The organism is Streptomyces sp. AM 4-1-1, assembly GCF_029167625.1.
Lineage (GTDB): Bacteria > Actinomycetota > Actinomycetes > Streptomycetales > Streptomycetaceae > Streptomyces.
Map to the genome: position 1 here is coordinate 5,695,165 of NZ_CP119145.1, position 16,493 is coordinate 5,711,657.

Sequence of the window (16,493 nt, forward strand, 5' to 3'; positions counted from 1 at the left end):
AGGTTCGGAAGTCAGGATGACGGTAGGGATGGGCCGGTCCGAGAGGTCCAGGAAGTCCGGGGCCTTTAAACAACGTCTGATCTCCACATTGGCGGTAGTCGGGGTTGTGAGCGCGGGCCTCGTCAGCACGGCTCCATCCGCTGTAGCCGCAGACGTCCAGTCGAAACAGTGGTACTTGGACGCGATGCACGCCAAGGAGATGTGGAAGACCGTGACGGGCGAAGGAATCAAGGTCGCCGTCATCGACACCGGGGTCAACCCGTCAACTCCGTCACTCAAAGGGCAGATCCTCAAAGGGATGGATGCGACGGGTGCCACTGGTGACGAGACCGACGACTATCGCGGACACGGCACAACGATGGCGGAGCTGATCGCCGGAACGGGCAACGGCGGTGGCCTCAAGGGGCTCGCCCCGGGCGCGAAGATCATTCCTATGAGGATCACCGACACGCAGTTCCAGGACGAGCACTCGGTGAACGCCCATGACTCCGAGGACGCGATCCGGGCCGCAGCGGACAGCGGCGCTCAGATCATCAGCATGTCGTTTGCCAGTGACTTCCCCTCTGCTGAGGAGAGGGAGGCGGTGAAGTATGCGCAGAACAAAGGGAAGCTTTTCTTTGCCGGCGTCGGGAACAACGCGGAGAAGGACAACAAGGAGCAATTCCCCGCTTCGTACCCCGAAGTCGTCGGCGTTGCCGCGACCGACCGCAACAGCAAGGTGTCCGCCTATTCCCAACATGGTGCGATCGTCGACATCGCAGCGCCGGGAGACGACATCCCGCGCTGGTGCGACGAAAAGTTCGAGAATTACTGCTACGAGGACGGCGGCACCAGCGCCGCCACCGCCATCGCCTCCGCCTCCGCAGCCCTGATCTGGTCCGCCCACCCGGACTGGACCGCCAACCAGGTCCTTCGCGTTCTCCTCGACACCGCGGGCCGGGGTGACTGGGAGAAGGGCACCCTCAGCAACTACCTCGGGCACGGCGTGGTCCGTCCCGCCGTCAACATCCTTCGCGGCAAGGGCGATCCGGGTGCCCCGGACGTCAGCCCGCTCACCGACGAGAAGACGACGAGTGGTTCGTCGGCCGTGCCCACGGCGTCTGCATCAGCTTCGTCACAGCCGCCGCAGAAGAAAAACGCGGACGCCGCCGTCGTGACAGGCTCGGCCGAAAAGCCGGGCGAAGACAGCCAGGTGGGGCTGATCCTGGGAGTGGCGGCGGGCGTCGTCGTGCTCGGGGCGGCTGCCTTCGTCCTGGTACGCAGACGCCGCGGCGTCTGAGACCGCACCCGCACCCGCACCCGCACCCGCACCGCACCGCACCCGCACCACCCGTGTCCGCATCAGCGCACACCGTACGTACCAGGCGGCATCCCGTACGTACCTCACGTGCTCACCGGCGAGAGCCGCCGGGACGCACAGAAGCACCAGGAAGGAAGAACACACATGGCAGATCAGAAGGTCACAGACCACAGTCTCCTCCAGCTGGAGGGGGAACTGTCCACGCGGTTCGACTCGGTCAAGGGCCAGCTCAAGCAGCTCCAGGCGACGATCGACAGCCTGGAAGGTGCCTGGAAGGGCATCGGTGCCGGGGCGTTCAACGCCAAGCAGACCGAGATCAACGAGCACATGGTGCACATCGCCCAGCTCCTGCTCAACTACCAGGAAGCCATCAAGGCCGCTCGCACCATCTCCGGCAACACGGAGGACGAGGTCCGCGCCGCGCTCCAGGGCGTGGACGTGGTCAGTGGCTACTCGGGCGACGCCGGCGCGACGGCCGCGACCTCGAACCTCAACAACTTCTGACCTCCTGCCCGTACCCGGTACGGGCCGCCATCCGACGAACTACTCAACACGTGGAGGATCGCATGTCGAACAACGACGGCTCTATGGTGGTCACTTACGCGAGCCTGGAGCAGGCCGCAGCCGCCATCGACAGCCAGGGCAAGCGCCTTGAGGAGGACCTTGAGGCCATCAAGCGCAAGGTCGCGTCCGTCTCCGAGCTCTGGACCGGTGAGGCGAAGAGCGCGTACGACACCGCGCAGCAGAAGTGGGACAACGAGGCGCGGGGCATCCACAACGCCCTGGTGGCCATCTCCCGCGCCGTGCGCGAGGCGGCTCCCGCCTACCGCGGTGGTGACCTGAAGGCCGCGCAGAACTTCATGTAGGAAGCGGTACGGATACGGCTGCCAGGCCGGCACAGCGGTCGGGGTGGACACGCGCGGGAGGTGTCCACCCCGAGGTGTGTCACGCGCCGTGCCCCACCGCCGCGTCCGCACCCACCCGACCGCCGGCCGCGGCCGGCCTCGTCAGCTGCTCCTGCGCTCGTCGAAGCCCTTGTCCAACTGGGAGATGCTGCTGAGCGTTCCGCCGATGTGGACCTCGTCACCGGCGTGTGCGCCCTTGGTGTAGTCGAGGTGGTTGGAGATGTGCGCGCAGGCGTCCAGCAGCGAGCGGACCTGGTCGACCCAGCGTTCGGCGACATGGTCGAGTGCCCCGCCGATCGCGAAGCCGTCCGTCTTCAGACCGCCCGCAGCCTTCATGGACGAGATACGGGCGTGGTCACCGAACCGGTCCAGGTCGCCGTACAGCTGGTACGCCGCGTCGCCGATCGCGGCCAGGTCCGACTGATCCACCCGTAGATCGCCCTGCGGGGCCGCACCCCCGCCACCCGGCTCGGGCGGCACCTGGTTCAACTCCATCCGGGCCGACTGCTTGCCGGCCGCCTCGGACTTCAACTGCTCCCACTCGGCCCATGCCATAAGAGAGACGCCCTCCCCGTTGTCCATGCCATGCCGTCCCCTGCGATCGAACACGGGGACGGCCACTGATTCCTTCAACGTACCAACCGGCCCCCCGGCCCCACCGACGCGCTCACGGACGCACCGCACCGAGGCGTACCGCACCCAGGCGTACCCGCGCAGAGCTGCACCACGTACAGCCGTACCACGTGCAGCCGTACCGCGCACACAACACCTCGCACAGACACACTCCGCAGACGCCGCGCGGCCCGCCACAGCCCCGCTCCGCCCCGGAACCCGCCGTGTGCCCCGTCGGACCGTGGGTTCGGCGTCCGCTTCGTCCCGGCGCTCAGCCGTCCGTAGGCATGAGCGCCGACTGCACCAGCGGGTTCCCCCGCCGCCGCGACACGAAGACACCCCGGCCCACCGGCATCGGACGCGGCCGGGCGTTGCCCATGATCGCGCCCTCGTTCGGGTCGCCCGACAGCAACAGCCCCTGTGCGCCCAGCTCCGTCATCCGCTGGATGAACGGCTCGTACGCGGCACGGCCCGCCCCCGCCGAGTTGCGGGCGATGATGAAGCGGACGCCCACATCGCGGGCGAAGGGCAGCAGTTCGGTGAGCTTGCCCAGCGGATTGCCGCTCGACGTGGAGACCAGGTCGTAGTCGTCGACGACCACGTACACCGTAGGACCGCTCCACCAACTGCGGTCCCGCAGCTGACGTGCCGTCACATCGGCTGATGGTGTGCGGCGTTGCATCAGGTTCAGCAGGGCGTCGACATGATGGTCCATGGCGTTGGACATGGGGACGTACTCCGCCAGGTGCGTGGCCGGGGTGGCGTCCAGCAGCGCGCGCCGGTTGTCGATCACGAACAGCTTGCAGCTGTCCCCGTCGTACCGCTCGGACAACTGCTTGATGATCAGCCGCAGCAGATTCGACTTCCCGGACTCGCTCTCGCCGAACACCAGCAGGAACGGATCGTGCTCGAAGTCCAGGAACACCGGGGCCAGATCGTTCTCGTCGATGCCGAACGCGATTCCGCGATCCGGGTGAGCGTGGCCGGCCGGCAGCTCCGAGACCGGGAGTTCGCGCGGCAGCAGACGTACGCTCGGGGCCGCCGGCCCGGACCAGTGCCGCGAGACCTCCTGGTTCATGGCCGCGGTGGCCTCGGAGAGGTCGCTGTCGGAGTTGATGCCGTCGATCCGCGGCACCGCCGCCATGAAGTGCAGCTTCTCCGGGGTCAGCCCGCGACCGGGCACTCCCGCCGGGACGTTGACCGCCGACTTGCGGTCCAGCTCCGAGTCCATGATGTCGCCGAGCCGGAGCTCCAGCCGGTTCATCAGGTGGTCCTTGAGGTTCGCCCTGACCTCCATGGAACGCGACGCGGTGATGATCACGTGGATTCCGTATCCGAGGCCGCGCGCCGCGATGTCCACGACGGCCGGTTCCAGGGCGTCGTAGTCCGTACGGAAGTTGCCCCATCCGTCGATCACCAGGAAGACGTCGCCCCACGGCTGGTCCTGCGCCGAGATGTCCCCGCGCGCCCGCAGTCTGCGGAAGGTGGCGATGGAGTCGATCCCCGCGCCGCGGAAGTACTCCTCGCGACGCCCCAGGATGCCGTGCACCTCCGCGACGGTCCGCCGCACCCGCTCGGGGTCCAGCCGGGACGCCACCCCGCCGACGTGCGGCAGACCGGAGACCGACGCCAGACCGCCACCGCCGAAGTCGAGTCCGTAGAACTGGACCTCCTGCGGGGTGTGGGTGAGCGCGAACCCGGCGATGACCGTCCGCAGCAGGGTCGACTTGCCGGACTGCGGGCCTCCGGTGATCTGCATATGACCCGCCGCACCCGAGAAGTCCCGGTACAGGGTGTCGCGGCGCTGCTCGTACGGCTTGTCGACGACACCCAGCGGCACGACGAGACGGCCCGCCCCCTCGAAACCGGGCTGCGTCAGCCCCCGCCCCGGCACCGCCGAGAGGCCCGGCAGCAGCTCGTCCAGCGACGGCGGATTGTCCAGCGGCGGGAGCCACACCTGATGGGCCGAGGCGCCCCGCCCCTCCAGCCGTCGCACGATCACGTCCAGCACCGTGTCGGCCAGCGCGTCGTCCTCGGGGGCACGAGCCTCCGGAACCAGGCCCCGGGCGCCCGGCTCGACGTACCGCACCGGGACCGGGGCCGCGGTGAACGCCACCGGCCTGCGGTCCACCGGCAGCGCGCCACCGAGCGAAGCGGCCTGCTGCGCGTTGGTGCGGTACACCCCGGAGACGTACGCCGCCTTGAACCGCACCATCTCGTCCGTGCCGTACTTCAGATAGCCGGAGCCCGGCACATTGGGCAGCTGGTACGCGTCCGGCACACCCAGCGCCGCCCGCGACTCCGCGGCCGAGAAGGTGCGCAGACCCACCCGGTACGACAGATACGTCTCCAGACCGCGCAGCCGCCCCTCCTCCAGACGCTGGGAGGCCAGCAGCAGATGCACACCGAGCGAACGGCCGATCCGGCCGATCTGCACGAACATCTCGATGAAGTCCGGCTTGGCCGTGAGGAGTTCGCTGAACTCGTCGATCACCAGCACCAGCGACGGCACCGGCTGCAACGGCGCGCCCGCGGCCCGCGCCTTCTCGTAGTCGTGGATGTTCGCGTAGTTGCCCGCGTCGCGCAACATCTCCTGACGGCGGTTCAGCTCGCCCCGGATGGAGTCGCCCATGCGGTCCACCAGCGTCAGATCGTCCGCCAGGTTGGTGATGACCGCCGCGACGTGCGGCATCTGCGCCATGCCCGCGAAGGTCGCACCGCCCTTGAAGTCCGCGAGGACGAAGTTCAGGGTCTCCGACGAGTGCGTGACGGCCAGCCCCAGCACCAGGGTGCGCAGCAGCTCGGACTTGCCCGAACCGGTGGCACCCACACACAGACCGTGCGGCCCCATGCCCTCCTGCGCGGCCTCCTTCAGGTCCAGCATCACCGGGGTGCCGTCCTCGCCCACCCCGATCGGCACGCGCAGCCGCTCCGCCTGGGAGCGCGGCCGCCAGGTGCGGCCGACATCGACGGAGGCCGCGTCGCCGAGGTTCAGCAGGTCGGTGAACTCCAGGTTGGCCAGGAGGGGTTCGTCGTCGTCCCCGCCCGACGCCACGTGCAGCGGCGCCAGTTGACGGGCCAGGGCCTCGGCTGCCTCGTAACTCAGCAGATCGGGCACCCCGTCGTAGACCAGGCCGTGCCCCGACTCCAGTTGCAGGGAATCGGGCCGCACCACCACGGACAGCCCGCCGCGCGCCCCGGTGACCTCCCCCGGCACGACCTCGATGACGGTCACGCCCTGCAACCCCTCGGGGGAGGCGAGCGCCGACATCGGCGGGACCGACTCGCCGTCGAGCACCACAAGGATGTGCGGCTGCTCCAGCAGCGGCTGTCCGCCGGGCTGGAAGCGCGGACGCCCGTCGAGCCGCGCCGCGAGCAGTTCCTCCAGCTCCGGCGCGCTGGTGGTGATCAGCCGGCGGCTGCCCGCACCGTCCGTGGAATCCGGAATCTGGACGTGCGGCAGCCACTTCGCCCACTCCCACCGAGGAGCGGCCTCCCGGCCGGCGGCGATCGCGACGACCAGATCCTCGGGTGAGTGCAGGGAGGTGAGCGAGCCGAGCATCGCGCGGGCCGCCGAGCGCACGGAGTCCGGGTCGCCGCTGACCGTCACGTGGTAGAAGGCGCGCAGCGAGACCGCCATCGGCAGGCCGTCCAGCGTGCCGTGCACCGTCAGGAACTGCTGCATCGCCCCGGCCGTGAGCGGCTCCAACTCGTCGACGGGTGCGGTCTCCGGTGCCACCAGCGGGGTGGCGAGCTCCTGGCTGCCCAGCCCGATCCGCACCTGCCCGAAGTCCTCGTCGCCGATCCTGCGTTCCCACACCCGGCTGCCCTCGGCGACCAGCGCCCACAACTGCTCCGGGGACGGATGCAGATAGAACTGCGCGTCACGCTGCAACCGGGCGGTCCGCAGCACCGCCCGCCGCGTCTGCGTCAGGTACTTCAGATAGTCGCGCCGCATGTCGGCGAGCTGGCCCTGCGTACCACGGCGATAGCGCACCAGCATGGAAATGGCCATCGCGATCGTCGACGCGATCATCACCATTCCCATGATCCGCATGATCGGATTCGGGGTCATGAAGAAGAAGACCACCGAACCGCCCATGCCCAGCATGGGCAGCAACTGCATGAGCGCGCCCTCCTGCTGACCGCGGGGAAGTTCCGGAGGGGGTTGCAACTGCACCTGCTCGCCAGGCACTTCGGAGGGCAGGGCCCGCGGTGGGCGCTTGACGACGATCTGGCTCACAGCTCACCAATTCCCTTGCCGGACAGAAGTGTTCCTATCGGCGCCCCGTGGCGACGGGCTCCATCCGCGGAGGGAATCCTACTGGCGCCCCGGAAAGGCGGCGGGCGGTAGGGTGACGCGACGCGTGTACGCACCCGCGAACTACCGCAGAAAAACGGTCATTCGGGACGCGAGGCGAGGCCCGCGATTCCAGGAGAACGATTCCAGGAGCACGATGTGGGGGAGCAGCAGGTGACGACGACGACCCAAGCGGCCGCCGGTCCGGGCAGGCCGGGACCGGGAGTTCCGGCCGGCAACGGAACCGGCTTCTGCCGGGTCACGGTCGTCGCGCCCGACAGCCGCGTCGACGTGGCGCTCCCCGAGGACATCCCGGTCGCCGACCTCTACCCGGAGATCCTCCGGCTGTCCGGCCAGAGCCCCGCCGAGGGCGCGCCGGTCGGCTACCACCTGGTGCGCCGTGACGGCACCGTCCTCGACAGCGCCCGTACCCTGGCCGCCCTCCGCGTCCTCGACGGCGAACTGCTGTCACTGCGACCGTTCGCCGAGTCACTGCCCCCGGCGGTCTTCGACGACGTGTCCGACGCCGTCGCCTCCGCCGTGGCCCGGGACCGCACCCTGTGGGGCGACAGCCTGATGCGCGGCTCCGGCCTCTTCGGCGGGTCCGTCCTGCTGGTCCTGCTCGGCTTCGTCCTGTGGACCTCCGACCCGCGCCACGACACGCACGGCCTCCCCGGCGTCCTGGCCGGGGTCACCGGCGTACTGCTGCTCGCGCTGGCCGGGGTGCGGGCCCGCGTCTACGACGACCGGGGCTCCGCGATCGCCCTCGGCATCGGCGCCCTCGCCAACGCCGGGGTCGGCGGCGCGGGTCTGCTGCCGCTGAGCGACGGGCAGGGCATCGGCAGGCTCCAGTTCCTGCTCGCCTGCGCCGCCGTCCTGGTCGCAGCCGTCGTCCTCATGATCGTCGCCCCCGACGGGGACGGGCCGTTCGTCGCGTTCGTCTTCGCCGCGGCCGTCGGCCTGGCCGTCACCTTCGCCGCGATCCTCACCGACATGGCGCCGGTCGAGACCGCGGCCGTCTGCGCCCCGCTCTCCGTCGGCGCGCTCGCCTTCCTGCCCGGTCTCTCCACCCGCTTCGCCCGGCTCCCCATCGGTTTCGAGCCGCCACGCTCCGCCGTCGGTGACTACGGCACGTCCGAACCGGCCCCGCAGGGCCCCGTCGACGCCGACCGCATCGCCGCCCAGGCACGGCGCGGCCACGAACTGCTGGTCGGTCTGGCCGGCGGCTGCGCCCTGGTGGCGGTCGGCGCCGCCGCCGTCCTCGGATTCTCCGGAGACCTCTGGGGCCAGCTCCTCGCGCTCGCCACCGGAACCGCCATGCTGATGCGCGCCCATCTGTTCCGCTACACCGCGCAGGTCGGCTGCGCCCTGGCGGCGGGGCTCGGCTCCCTGGTGCTGCTCGGCCTCGGGCTGTGCCTCAACCCGCCGCGCGGGATGCTGCGCGACGCCCTCCAGGGCGACAGCACGGCGCTCGACATCCGTACGATCTGGCTCGCGGCGGCCGTCGCCGCCGTGGCCGCGCTGGTCACGGCCATCGGACTGATCGTGCCGCGCAAGGGGGTCACGCCGTTCTGGGGGCGTTTCCTGGAGATCGCCGAGACGTTCGTACTGCTCACACTCGTACCTCTCTGCCTCGCGGTCTTCGACGTCTACCGCTCGGTCCGGGCCCTGACCAGCTGACGACCGGCGGTCCGGCCGCGGCCGGACCGGCCACCGGACGACCCGACGACCGGACCGGCCACCGGACGACCGGACCGGCCGACGGCACACCGCCGGACCTGCCCGACAGGCCCGCCGGCCGTCCGTAGGGACCCCCGGCGGGCCCGGTCCCTACGGACTGGTACGCTGTGTAACGGCCGTTTGTGTACGCGATCCCGGGGCTTTTTCGAGAACCCTGCGGTCTGCGCTCATCGGACCTTCGCCTCCGAGTCACGGAAGCCCCCCTGAGAACCAGACCAGGGGCACTCGTGGGCGCATCGAACAACAAGAGGAGTACCGCGTGCCGCTCGACGCCGCTACGAAGAAGCAGATCATGTCCGAGTTCGCCACCAAGGAGGGTGACACCGGTTCCCCCGAGGTCCAGGTGGCCATGCTCTCCCGTCGGATCTCGGACCTGACGGAGCACCTCAAGACCCACAAGCACGACCACCACTCCCGCCGTGGACTGCTGATCCTGGTCGGCCAGCGCCGCCGCCTGCTGCAGTACCTGGCCAAGAAGGACATCCAGCGCTTCCGCGCGCTGGTCGACCGCCTCGGCATCCGCCGCGGTGCGGCCGGCGGCGCCAAGTAGGACGCCGTGGAGGGAGCGGTTCCCACTTCCATGGGGCCGCTCCCTTTGTTGTACGTGCGAGACCGGGGCGAAGCTCAGTAACCTGGACGTACGACAAAAGACGAGGAGGAGCGCCAGTCGCCTCCGCCGGTCCTCGGTAGTGGCCCCCGGAACATCCCGGGTGCTTCGATCGAAGACCGGCCCCGCCCCAAGGCGCTTCTCCGTACCGTCCCCGACCACACGGGTAGGGGGACGAAAGACGACGAGTATGGAGAAATATCTAGTGGAGAACGAGACCCACTACGCCGAAGCCGTGATCGACAACGGCACCTTCGGCACCCGCACCATCCGCTTCGAGACGGGCCGCCTGGCCAAGCAGGCCGCCGGCTCCGCCGTCGCGTACCTGGACGACGACACCATGGTGCTGTCAGCCACCACCGCTTCCAAGAAGCCCAAGGACCAGCTCGACTTCTTCCCCCTCACGGTGGACGTCGAGGAGCGGCAGTACGCCGCGGGCAAGATCCCCGGCTCCTTCTTCCGCCGCGAGGGCCGCCCCTCCGAGGACGCGATCCTCACCTGCCGTCTGATCGACCGGCCGCTGCGCCCCTCCTTCAAGAAGGGCCTGCGCAACGAGATCCAGATCGTCGAGACGATCATGGCGCTCAACCCCGACCACCTGTACGACGTGGTCGCGATCAACGCCGCCTCCTGCTCCACGCAGCTCGCCGGCCTGCCCTTCTCCGGCCCGGTCGGCGGCACCCGTGTCGCCCTCATCAAGGGCCAGTGGGTCGCCTTCCCGACGCACACCGAGCTTGAGGACGCCGTCTTCGACATGGTCGTCGCCGGTCGCGTCCTGGAGGACGGCGACGTCGCGATCATGATGGTCGAGGCCGAGGCCACCGAGAAGACCATCCAGCTCGTCAAGGACGGCGCGGAGGCCCCCACCGAGGAGGTCGTCGCCGCCGGCCTCGAGGCCGCGAAGCCCTTCATCAAGGCGCTCTGCAAGGCCCAGTCGGACCTCGCCGCCAAGGCCGCGAAGCCGACCGGCGAGTTCCCGGTCTTCCTCGACTACCAGGACGACGTCTTCGAGGCGCTCTCCAGCGCCGTCACGTCCGAGCTCGCGCAGGCGCTCACCATCGCCGGCAAGCAGGACCGTGAGACCGAGCTGGACCGCGTCAAGGAGATCGCCGCAGAGAAGCTGCTCCCGGCCTTCGAGGGCCGCGAGAAGGAGATCTCCGCCGCGTACCGGGCGCTGACCAAGAAGCTGGTCCGCGAGCGCGTCATCAAGGACAAGGTCCGCATCGACGGCCGTGGCGTCACGGACATCCGTACGCTCGCCGCCGAGGTCGAGGCCATCCCGCGCGTGCACGGCTCGGCGCTGTTCGAGCGTGGCGAGACCCAGATCCTGGGCGTCACCACCCTCAACATGCTCCGGATGGAGCAGCAGCTGGACACCCTCTCCCCGGTGACCCGCAAGCGCTACATGCACAACTACAACTTCCCGCCGTACTCCGTCGGCGAGACCGGCCGCGTCGGTTCGCCGAAGCGCCGCGAGATCGGCCACGGAGCGCTCGCCGAGCGCGCCATCGTGCCGGTGCTGCCGTCGCGCGAGGAGTTCCCGTACGCCATCCGCCAGGTCTCCGAGGCGCTGGGCTCCAACGGCTCGACGTCCATGGGCTCGGTCTGCGCCTCCACCATGTCGCTGCTGAACGCCGGTGTGCCGCTCAAGGCCGCCGTCGCCGGTATCGCCATGGGTCTGATCTCGCAGGAGATCGACGGCAAGACCCACTACGTCGCCCTCACCGACATCCTCGGTGCGGAGGACGCCTTCGGCGACATGGACTTCAAGGTCGCCGGTACGAAGCAGTTCGTGACCGCGCTCCAGCTCGACACCAAGCTCGACGGCATCCCCGCCTCGGTCCTGGCCGCCGCGCTGAAGCAGGCCCGCGACGCCCGCCTCCACATCCTCGACGTGATGAACGAGGCCATCGACGTCCCGGACGAGATGTCCCCGAACGCCCCGCGGATCATCACCGTCAAGATCCCGGTGGACAAGATCGGTGAGGTCATCGGCCCCAAGGGCAAGATGATCAACCAGATCCAGGAGGACACCGGCGCCGACATCACGATCGAGGACGACGGCACCATCTACATCGGTGCCGCCCAGGGCTCGCAGGCCGAGGCCGCCCGCGCCACGATCAACGGCATCGCCAACCCGACCATGCCGGAGGTCGGCGAGCGCTACCTGGGTACGGTCGTCAAGACCACCACCTTCGGCGCGTTCGTCTCCCTGCTCCCGGGCAAGGACGGCCTGCTGCACATCTCGCAGATCCGCAAGCTCGCCGGTGGCAAGCGCGTGGAGAACGTCGAGGACGTGCTCGGGGTCGGCGCGAAGGTCCAGGTCGAGATCGCCGAGATCGACCAGCGCGGCAAGCTCTCCCTGATCCCCGTGATCGAGAGCGAAGAGGCCGACGAGAAGGACGACGCCGCCAAGTGACGTCCCGTAGTTCCACGACGACGGCCCGCACCTCTTCGAAGGCGCGGGCCGTCGCCCGTACCCAAACGCTCCTCAAGGGCACCGACGGCATCGGCACCGTCCGCCGGACCGTGCTGCCCGGCGGTCTGCGGATCGTCACCGAGACGCTGCCCTCCGTCCGCTCCGCCACCTTCGGGATCTGGGCCAACGTCGGTTCGCGCGACGAGACACCCACCCTGAACGGCGCGACGCACTACCTCGAACACCTCCTCTTCAAGGGCACCGACAGGCGCGGCGCCCTCGACATCTCCGCCGCCATCGACGCGGTCGGCGGCGAGATGAACGCCTTCACGGCGAAGGAGTACACCTGCTACTACGCGCGGGTCCTCGACACCGACCTGCCGCTGGCCATCGACGTCGTCTGCGACATGCTGACCGGCTCGCTGATCACCCCCGAGGACGTCGACGCCGAGCGCGGCGTCATCCTTGAGGAGATCGCGATGACGGAGGACGACCCGAGCGACTGCGTCCACGACCTGTTCGCGCACACCATGCTCGGCGACACCCCGCTGGGCCGTCCGGTCCTCGGTACGGTCGACACCGTGAACGCGCTCACCCGCGGCCAGATCTCCCGTTTCTACAAGAAGCACTACGACCCGACGCACCTCGTCGTCGCCGCCGCGGGCAACGTCGACCACGCCACGGTCGTACGCCAGGTCCGCAGGGCCTTCGAACGGGCGGGCGCCCTCTCCCGGACGGACGCCGTCCCGATGGCGCCGCGTGAGGGCTCCCGCCCCCTGCGCACCGCGGGCCGGGTCGAACTCCTCGACCGCAGGACCGAGCAGGCCCACGTCGTCCTCGGGATGCCGGGACTGGCCCGTACCGACGACCGCCGCTGGGCGCTCGGCGTCCTGAACACCGCACTCGGCGGCGGCATGAGCTCCCGGCTGTTCCAGGAGGTACGGGAGAAGCGCGGTCTCGCCTACAGCGTGTACTCGTACACCTCCGGCTTCGCCGACTGCGGGCTGTTCGGTGTGTACGCGGGCTGCCGGCCGAGCCAGGTGCACGACGTCCTGAAGATCTGCCGTGACGAGCTCGACCGGGTCGCGACGGACGGCCTCGACGACGAGGAGATCGGCCGCGCCATCGGTCAGCTCTCCGGCTCCACCGTCCTCGGCCTTGAGGACACGGGCGCGCTGATGAGCCGTATCGGCAAGAGCGAACTGTGCTGGGGCGAGCAGATGTCGGTCGACGACATGCTGGCCAGGATGGCGGAGGTCACCCCCGACGACGTCCGCGCGGTGGCCGGCGAGCTCCTCGGGCACCGGCCCTCGCTGTCCGTCATCGGCCCGCTCAAGGACAAGCAGGCCGACCGCCTCCACGAAGCGGTCGCGTAACCACCTCAAGGAAGCAGAGCAATGAGCAAGCTGCGCGTGGCCGTTCTCGGTGCCAAGGGCCGGATCGGTTCCGAAGCCGTACGAGCCGTCGAGGCGGCCGACGACATGGAACTGGTGGCCGCCCTCGACCGGGACGACCGCCTCGACACCCTGGCGGAGGCCGGGGCCCAGGTCACGGTCGACCTCACCACACCCGCCTCGGTGATGGACAACCTCGACTTCTGCGTACGGCACGGCATCCACGCGGTCGTCGGCACCACGGGCTGGAACGACGAACGGCTCGCGCGGCTGAACTCCTGGCTCTCCGACTCGCCGCGGACCGGTGTGCTCGTCGCGCCGAACTTCTCCATCGGCGCGGTCCTCACCATGAGGTTCGCGGAGCAGGCGGCCCGCTACTTCGAGTCGGTCGAGGTCATCGAGCTGCACCACCCCAACAAGGTCGACGCCCCCTCCGGCACCGCCACCCGCACCGCCCAGCTGATCGCCGCCGCCCGCGACCGGGCCGGCTGCGACCCGCAGCCGGACGCCACGGCCACGGCCCTGGACGGCGCCCGCGGCGCGGACGTCGACGGGGTCCCGGTCCACTCGGTCCGGCTCCGCGGCCTTCTCGCCCACCAGGAAGTGCTCCTCGGCGGCGAGGGCGAGACCCTCACCATCCGCCACGACTCCCTGCACCACAGCAGCTTCATGCCGGGCATCCTGCTCGGCGTGCGCCGCGTGGTGACCAGTCCGGGCCTCACCTTCGGCCTGGAACACTTTCTCGAACTGAACTGAGTGAACCCACCGCCATGCGCGCAAAGATCACTTACCTCGTCACGGCCGCCGTCCTGGTCTTCTACTTCGTCCTGGTCGGCAGCCGCGGCTATCTGCTCATCCGGCACGGCACCCTGCTCACGGTCACCTTCGGGGTAGCGGTCCTGATCCTGCCGGTGATCGGCGTGTGGTTCCTGTGGAAGAACACCCAGTTCGTCAGCAGGGCCAACGCCCTCGCCGCCGAACTGGACGCCGAGGGCGGACTGCCGGTCGACGAACTGGTCCGCACCCCGGCCGGCCGCATCGACCGCGACTCCGCCGACGCCGTCTTCACCCGGCGCCGTGAGGAGACCGAGGACAGCCCGGACGACTGGCGCTGCTGGTTCCGGCTCGCGGTCGCCTACCAGGACGCCAGGGACACTCCCCGGGCCCGCAAGGCCATGCAGCGCGCGATCGCCCTGCACGCGGGAAAGCCGGTACGCGCCTGAGTGGCGCCGTACCGGCTTTCGGGGAGCCCCGCCCAGGACCCGGTCCAGGTCCTACGGGCGGTACTCGTCGCTCCAGGCCTCGATCGTGTCGGCCGCGCGGTCGAAGGCCTCACGGCGCGACAGGAAGTCCGCGTTGTGGTCCGTGAACAGCGGCGGCAGCGCGGAACCGTTCCCGCGCACGACCACCAGGGCCTGACCCTGCACCGTGCGCGGGAATCCGAGCCACTTCACGGGCTGCTGCACCGTGCGGACCGCGGTGGTGTGCTGCCACGGCACGGTCGTGGTGACGAAGAAGGCCACCCGGCGCACTCCGTGACGGCTGACCCAGGCGCCCATCCGCAGCAGCCGCAGGGCGCCGCCGATCACCGCCAGGGCGAGGACCAGGCACGTGGCCGCCCCGGACACCGCACCCGCGAACGCGATGATCATCGCCGCGAGCAGGACGAACGAGGCGAGCAGCAACAGCCCCGCCGCGGCGGCGACCCGCCACGGTCCCAGGCGGTAGGGCCGCCGCCAGCTGTCGTGGTCGTCGAACGGCAGCGCGGCGTCCTCCGCGTCCGCGTCGAACACGCGGTCGGCCGTCAGAAAGGGCAGGGGCACGACTGATCCTCACTCACAAGCACGCTCGATTGCTGTGCCCGGTGAGGTTATCGAGGTGGTCACCGACCCGACCACCCCAGGGGGTCCGTCCGAGTCAGCGGCCGTGGACGGCCTCGGACTGCTGACTGTGCGAGGGGGCCCGGTCGGGGGCCAGGGCGGGCAGGCCGAGCAGCAGCGAGCCGACCAGGCCCGCGACCACGGTCAGACCCACGAGCGAACGGCCGGCCAGCTGGGCCGCGCCGACGCGCTGCCGGGGAGGAGGAGTGACGTTACTGCGGAATCGGTCGGCCTCGGCTACGAACGAGAACGGGACGGATTCACGCCGGCGGAACATGAGGTATCTCTCCTTGAACTCTTGAACGGGTGCTGCTATTGAGTCAGACGTACGGGAGGCCCTTTTGGTGCCCCGAATCGCCGAACGGTCACGAGAAATCCCCGGACGGACCGCAGGGCGTCCGCTGTCGGTACGGACTCGTAGAGTGGGGGCGCCCGCAGCGAACCGCCGGAAGGACCCCTGCCGATGACCGAGACCCCCGAGCCCGCCAAGCTCAGTTTCCGCAGCGATGTCACCGTTGACCTGGTGAAACACGCCGCCGGCGACTCCGACGTGCTGTGGGCGGCCCGTGTCTCCACCGCCGGGGAGCAGTCTCTGGAGGAAGTCAGCAAAGATCCCGAGCGCTCCAAGGGGCTCATCAACTTCCTGATGCGCGACCGCCACGGCAGCCCGTTCGAGCACAACTCCATGACCTTCTTCATCAACGCTCCGATCTTCGTGTTCCGCGAGTTCATGCGGCACCGGGTCGGCTGGTCGTACAACGAGGAATCGGGCCGTTACAGGCAGCTGGAGCCGGTCTTCTACGTCCCGGGGGAGTCCCGCAAGCTCGTCCAGCAGGGCCGCCCCGGCAAGTACGAGTTCGTCGAGGGCACCGGTGCCCAGCAGGAGCTCACCACCCGCGTCATGGAGGACTCCTACCGCCAGGCCTACGCCTCCTACCAGGAGATGCTCGCCGCCGGGGTCGCCCGCGAGGTCGCCCGCGCGGTGCTTCCGGTAGGCCTCTTCTCGTCGATGTACGCCACGTGCAACGCCCGCTCGCTGATGCACTTCCTCGGCCTGCGCACCCAGCACGAGCTGGCGAAGGTCCCCTCCTTCCCGCAGCGCGAGATCGAGATGGTCGGAGAGCGGATGGAGCGGGAGTGGGCGAAGCTCATGCCGCTCACTCATGCGGCCTTCAACAAAAATGGACGGGTCGCCCCATAGGCGGTGTCCGTATTGCGGCGTTTCATGAAGTTCATCTAGGCTGATCAAACGGACCCGGCACTGCTTGAACCCCCGAGCAGGCAGTGCCGGGTCCCACTCCCTCGTCCCCCCGCTTCTCCCCCCGAGGGGGCGCGA

The 16,493-nt window shown here is 69.6% G+C and carries 14 protein-coding genes; 10 read left to right on the top strand and 4 right to left on the bottom strand.

All coding sequences use genetic code 11. The annotated features are described in order from the left end of the window. Positions 1 to 16: 16 nt before the first annotated feature. The 3 genes from PZB75_RS24240 to PZB75_RS24250 all read left to right on the top strand — a co-directional run bounded on the left by PZB75_RS24240 (position 17) and on the right by PZB75_RS24250 (position 2,166). Positions 17 to 1,279, top strand: coding sequence for a S8 family serine peptidase (locus tag PZB75_RS24240; protein WP_275537405.1), 1,263 nt, complete (start codon positions 17 to 19; stop codon positions 1,277 to 1,279). 165 nt (positions 1,280 to 1,444) lie between these two features. After that, the gene (locus PZB75_RS24245; protein ID WP_275537406.1) at positions 1,445 to 1,804 is read left to right on the top strand and encodes a WXG100 family type VII secretion target; all 360 of its coding nucleotides are present in this window, start codon (positions 1,445 to 1,447) and stop codon (positions 1,802 to 1,804) included. Positions 1,805 to 1,866: 62 nt separating this feature from the next. Beyond that, a complete protein-coding gene (locus PZB75_RS24250) occupies positions 1,867 to 2,166 on the top strand; it encodes a WXG100 family type VII secretion target (RefSeq protein WP_275537407.1) in 300 nt (99 codons plus the stop codon). Positions 2,167 to 2,307: 141 nt separating this feature from the next. Here the strand turns inward: PZB75_RS24250 and PZB75_RS24255 are convergent, their stop codons facing one another. Beyond that, positions 2,308 to 2,760, bottom strand: a complete 453-nt coding sequence (locus tag PZB75_RS24255) for a hypothetical protein (RefSeq protein ID WP_275538847.1) — start codon at positions 2,758 to 2,760, stop codon at positions 2,308 to 2,310. 328 nt (positions 2,761 to 3,088) lie between these two features. Next, positions 3,089 to 7,060 (bottom strand): type VII secretion protein EccCa, encoded by a 3,972-nt coding sequence (eccCa, locus tag PZB75_RS24260; RefSeq protein ID WP_275537408.1) that lies wholly within the window; start codon positions 7,058 to 7,060, stop codon positions 3,089 to 3,091. 231 nt (positions 7,061 to 7,291) lie between these two features. On the opposite strand from eccCa, the gene eccD reads away from it, so the two are divergent. The 6 genes from eccD (at position 7,292) to PZB75_RS24290 (ending at position 14,500) form a co-directional block, all read left to right on the top strand. Then, positions 7,292 to 8,797 carry a type VII secretion integral membrane protein EccD gene (eccD, locus tag PZB75_RS24265; RefSeq protein WP_275538848.1) on the top strand — a complete coding sequence of 502 codons (1,506 nt, stop codon included), beginning with the start codon at positions 7,292 to 7,294 and terminating at the stop codon, positions 8,795 to 8,797. A 319-nt stretch (positions 8,798 to 9,116) separates the two neighbouring features. Beyond that, positions 9,117 to 9,407, top strand: coding sequence for a 30S ribosomal protein S15 (gene rpsO, locus PZB75_RS24270; protein ID WP_275537409.1), 291 nt, complete (start codon positions 9,117 to 9,119; stop codon positions 9,405 to 9,407). Between the two features lie 262 nt (positions 9,408 to 9,669). Then, positions 9,670 to 11,883 (top strand): polyribonucleotide nucleotidyltransferase, encoded by a 2,214-nt coding sequence (locus PZB75_RS24275; RefSeq protein WP_275538849.1) that lies wholly within the window; start codon positions 9,670 to 9,672, stop codon positions 11,881 to 11,883. Further along, the gene (locus PZB75_RS24280) at positions 11,880 to 13,259 is read left to right on the top strand and encodes a pitrilysin family protein (protein ID WP_275537410.1); all 1,380 of its coding nucleotides are present in this window, start codon (positions 11,880 to 11,882) and stop codon (positions 13,257 to 13,259) included. The genes PZB75_RS24275 and PZB75_RS24280 overlap by 4 nt, the downstream gene beginning before the upstream one ends. Before the next feature lie 21 nt (positions 13,260 to 13,280). Next, the gene (dapB, locus tag PZB75_RS24285) at positions 13,281 to 14,033 is read left to right on the top strand and encodes a 4-hydroxy-tetrahydrodipicolinate reductase (protein ID WP_275537411.1); all 753 of its coding nucleotides are present in this window, start codon (positions 13,281 to 13,283) and stop codon (positions 14,031 to 14,033) included. 14 nt (positions 14,034 to 14,047) lie between these two features. Continuing rightward, positions 14,048 to 14,500: a hypothetical protein gene (locus PZB75_RS24290; protein ID WP_275537412.1), complete on the top strand. Its 453-nt coding sequence runs from the start codon at positions 14,048 to 14,050 to the stop codon at positions 14,498 to 14,500. A 51-nt stretch (positions 14,501 to 14,551) separates the two neighbouring features. Here the strand turns inward: PZB75_RS24290 and PZB75_RS24295 are convergent, their stop codons facing one another. Both PZB75_RS24295 and PZB75_RS24300 read right to left on the bottom strand, forming a co-directional pair. Continuing rightward, entirely contained in the window at positions 14,552 to 15,100 is a 549-nt protein-coding gene (locus tag PZB75_RS24295; protein WP_275537413.1) for a hypothetical protein, read from the bottom strand. A gap of 94 nt (positions 15,101 to 15,194) precedes the next feature. Continuing rightward, positions 15,195 to 15,434, bottom strand: coding sequence for a hypothetical protein (locus tag PZB75_RS24300; RefSeq protein WP_275537414.1), 240 nt, complete (start codon positions 15,432 to 15,434; stop codon positions 15,195 to 15,197). Positions 15,435 to 15,620: 186 nt separating this feature from the next. On the opposite strand from PZB75_RS24300, the gene thyX reads away from it, so the two are divergent. After that, on the top strand, positions 15,621 to 16,358 hold the full coding sequence (gene thyX / locus PZB75_RS24305; RefSeq protein WP_275537415.1) for an FAD-dependent thymidylate synthase: 738 nt from the start codon (positions 15,621 to 15,623) through the stop codon (positions 16,356 to 16,358). Positions 16,359 to 16,493: the final 135 nt, after the last annotated feature.

What these genes read in the sequence shown, in the direction of transcription:
- thyX (WP_275537415.1), top strand. Translation starts at nt 15,621, where the DNA reads ATGACCGAGACCCCCGAGCCCGCCAAGCTCAGTTTCCGCAGCGATGTC.
- PZB75_RS24240 (WP_275537405.1), top strand. Translation starts at nt 17, where the DNA reads ATGACGGTAGGGATGGGCCGGTCCGAGAGGTCCAGGAAGTCCGGGGCC.
- PZB75_RS24255 (WP_275538847.1), bottom strand. Translation starts at nt 2,760, where the DNA reads ATGGCATGGGCCGAGTGGGAGCAGTTGAAGTCCGAGGCGGCCGGCAAG.
- PZB75_RS24245 (WP_275537406.1), top strand. Translation starts at nt 1,445, where the DNA reads ATGGCAGATCAGAAGGTCACAGACCACAGTCTCCTCCAGCTGGAGGGG.
- PZB75_RS24250 (WP_275537407.1), top strand. Translation starts at nt 1,867, where the DNA reads ATGTCGAACAACGACGGCTCTATGGTGGTCACTTACGCGAGCCTGGAG.
- dapB (WP_275537411.1), top strand. Translation starts at nt 13,281, where the DNA reads ATGAGCAAGCTGCGCGTGGCCGTTCTCGGTGCCAAGGGCCGGATCGGT.
- PZB75_RS24290 (WP_275537412.1), top strand. Translation starts at nt 14,048, where the DNA reads ATGCGCGCAAAGATCACTTACCTCGTCACGGCCGCCGTCCTGGTCTTC.
- PZB75_RS24300 (WP_275537414.1), bottom strand. Translation starts at nt 15,434, where the DNA reads ATGTTCCGCCGGCGTGAATCCGTCCCGTTCTCGTTCGTAGCCGAGGCC.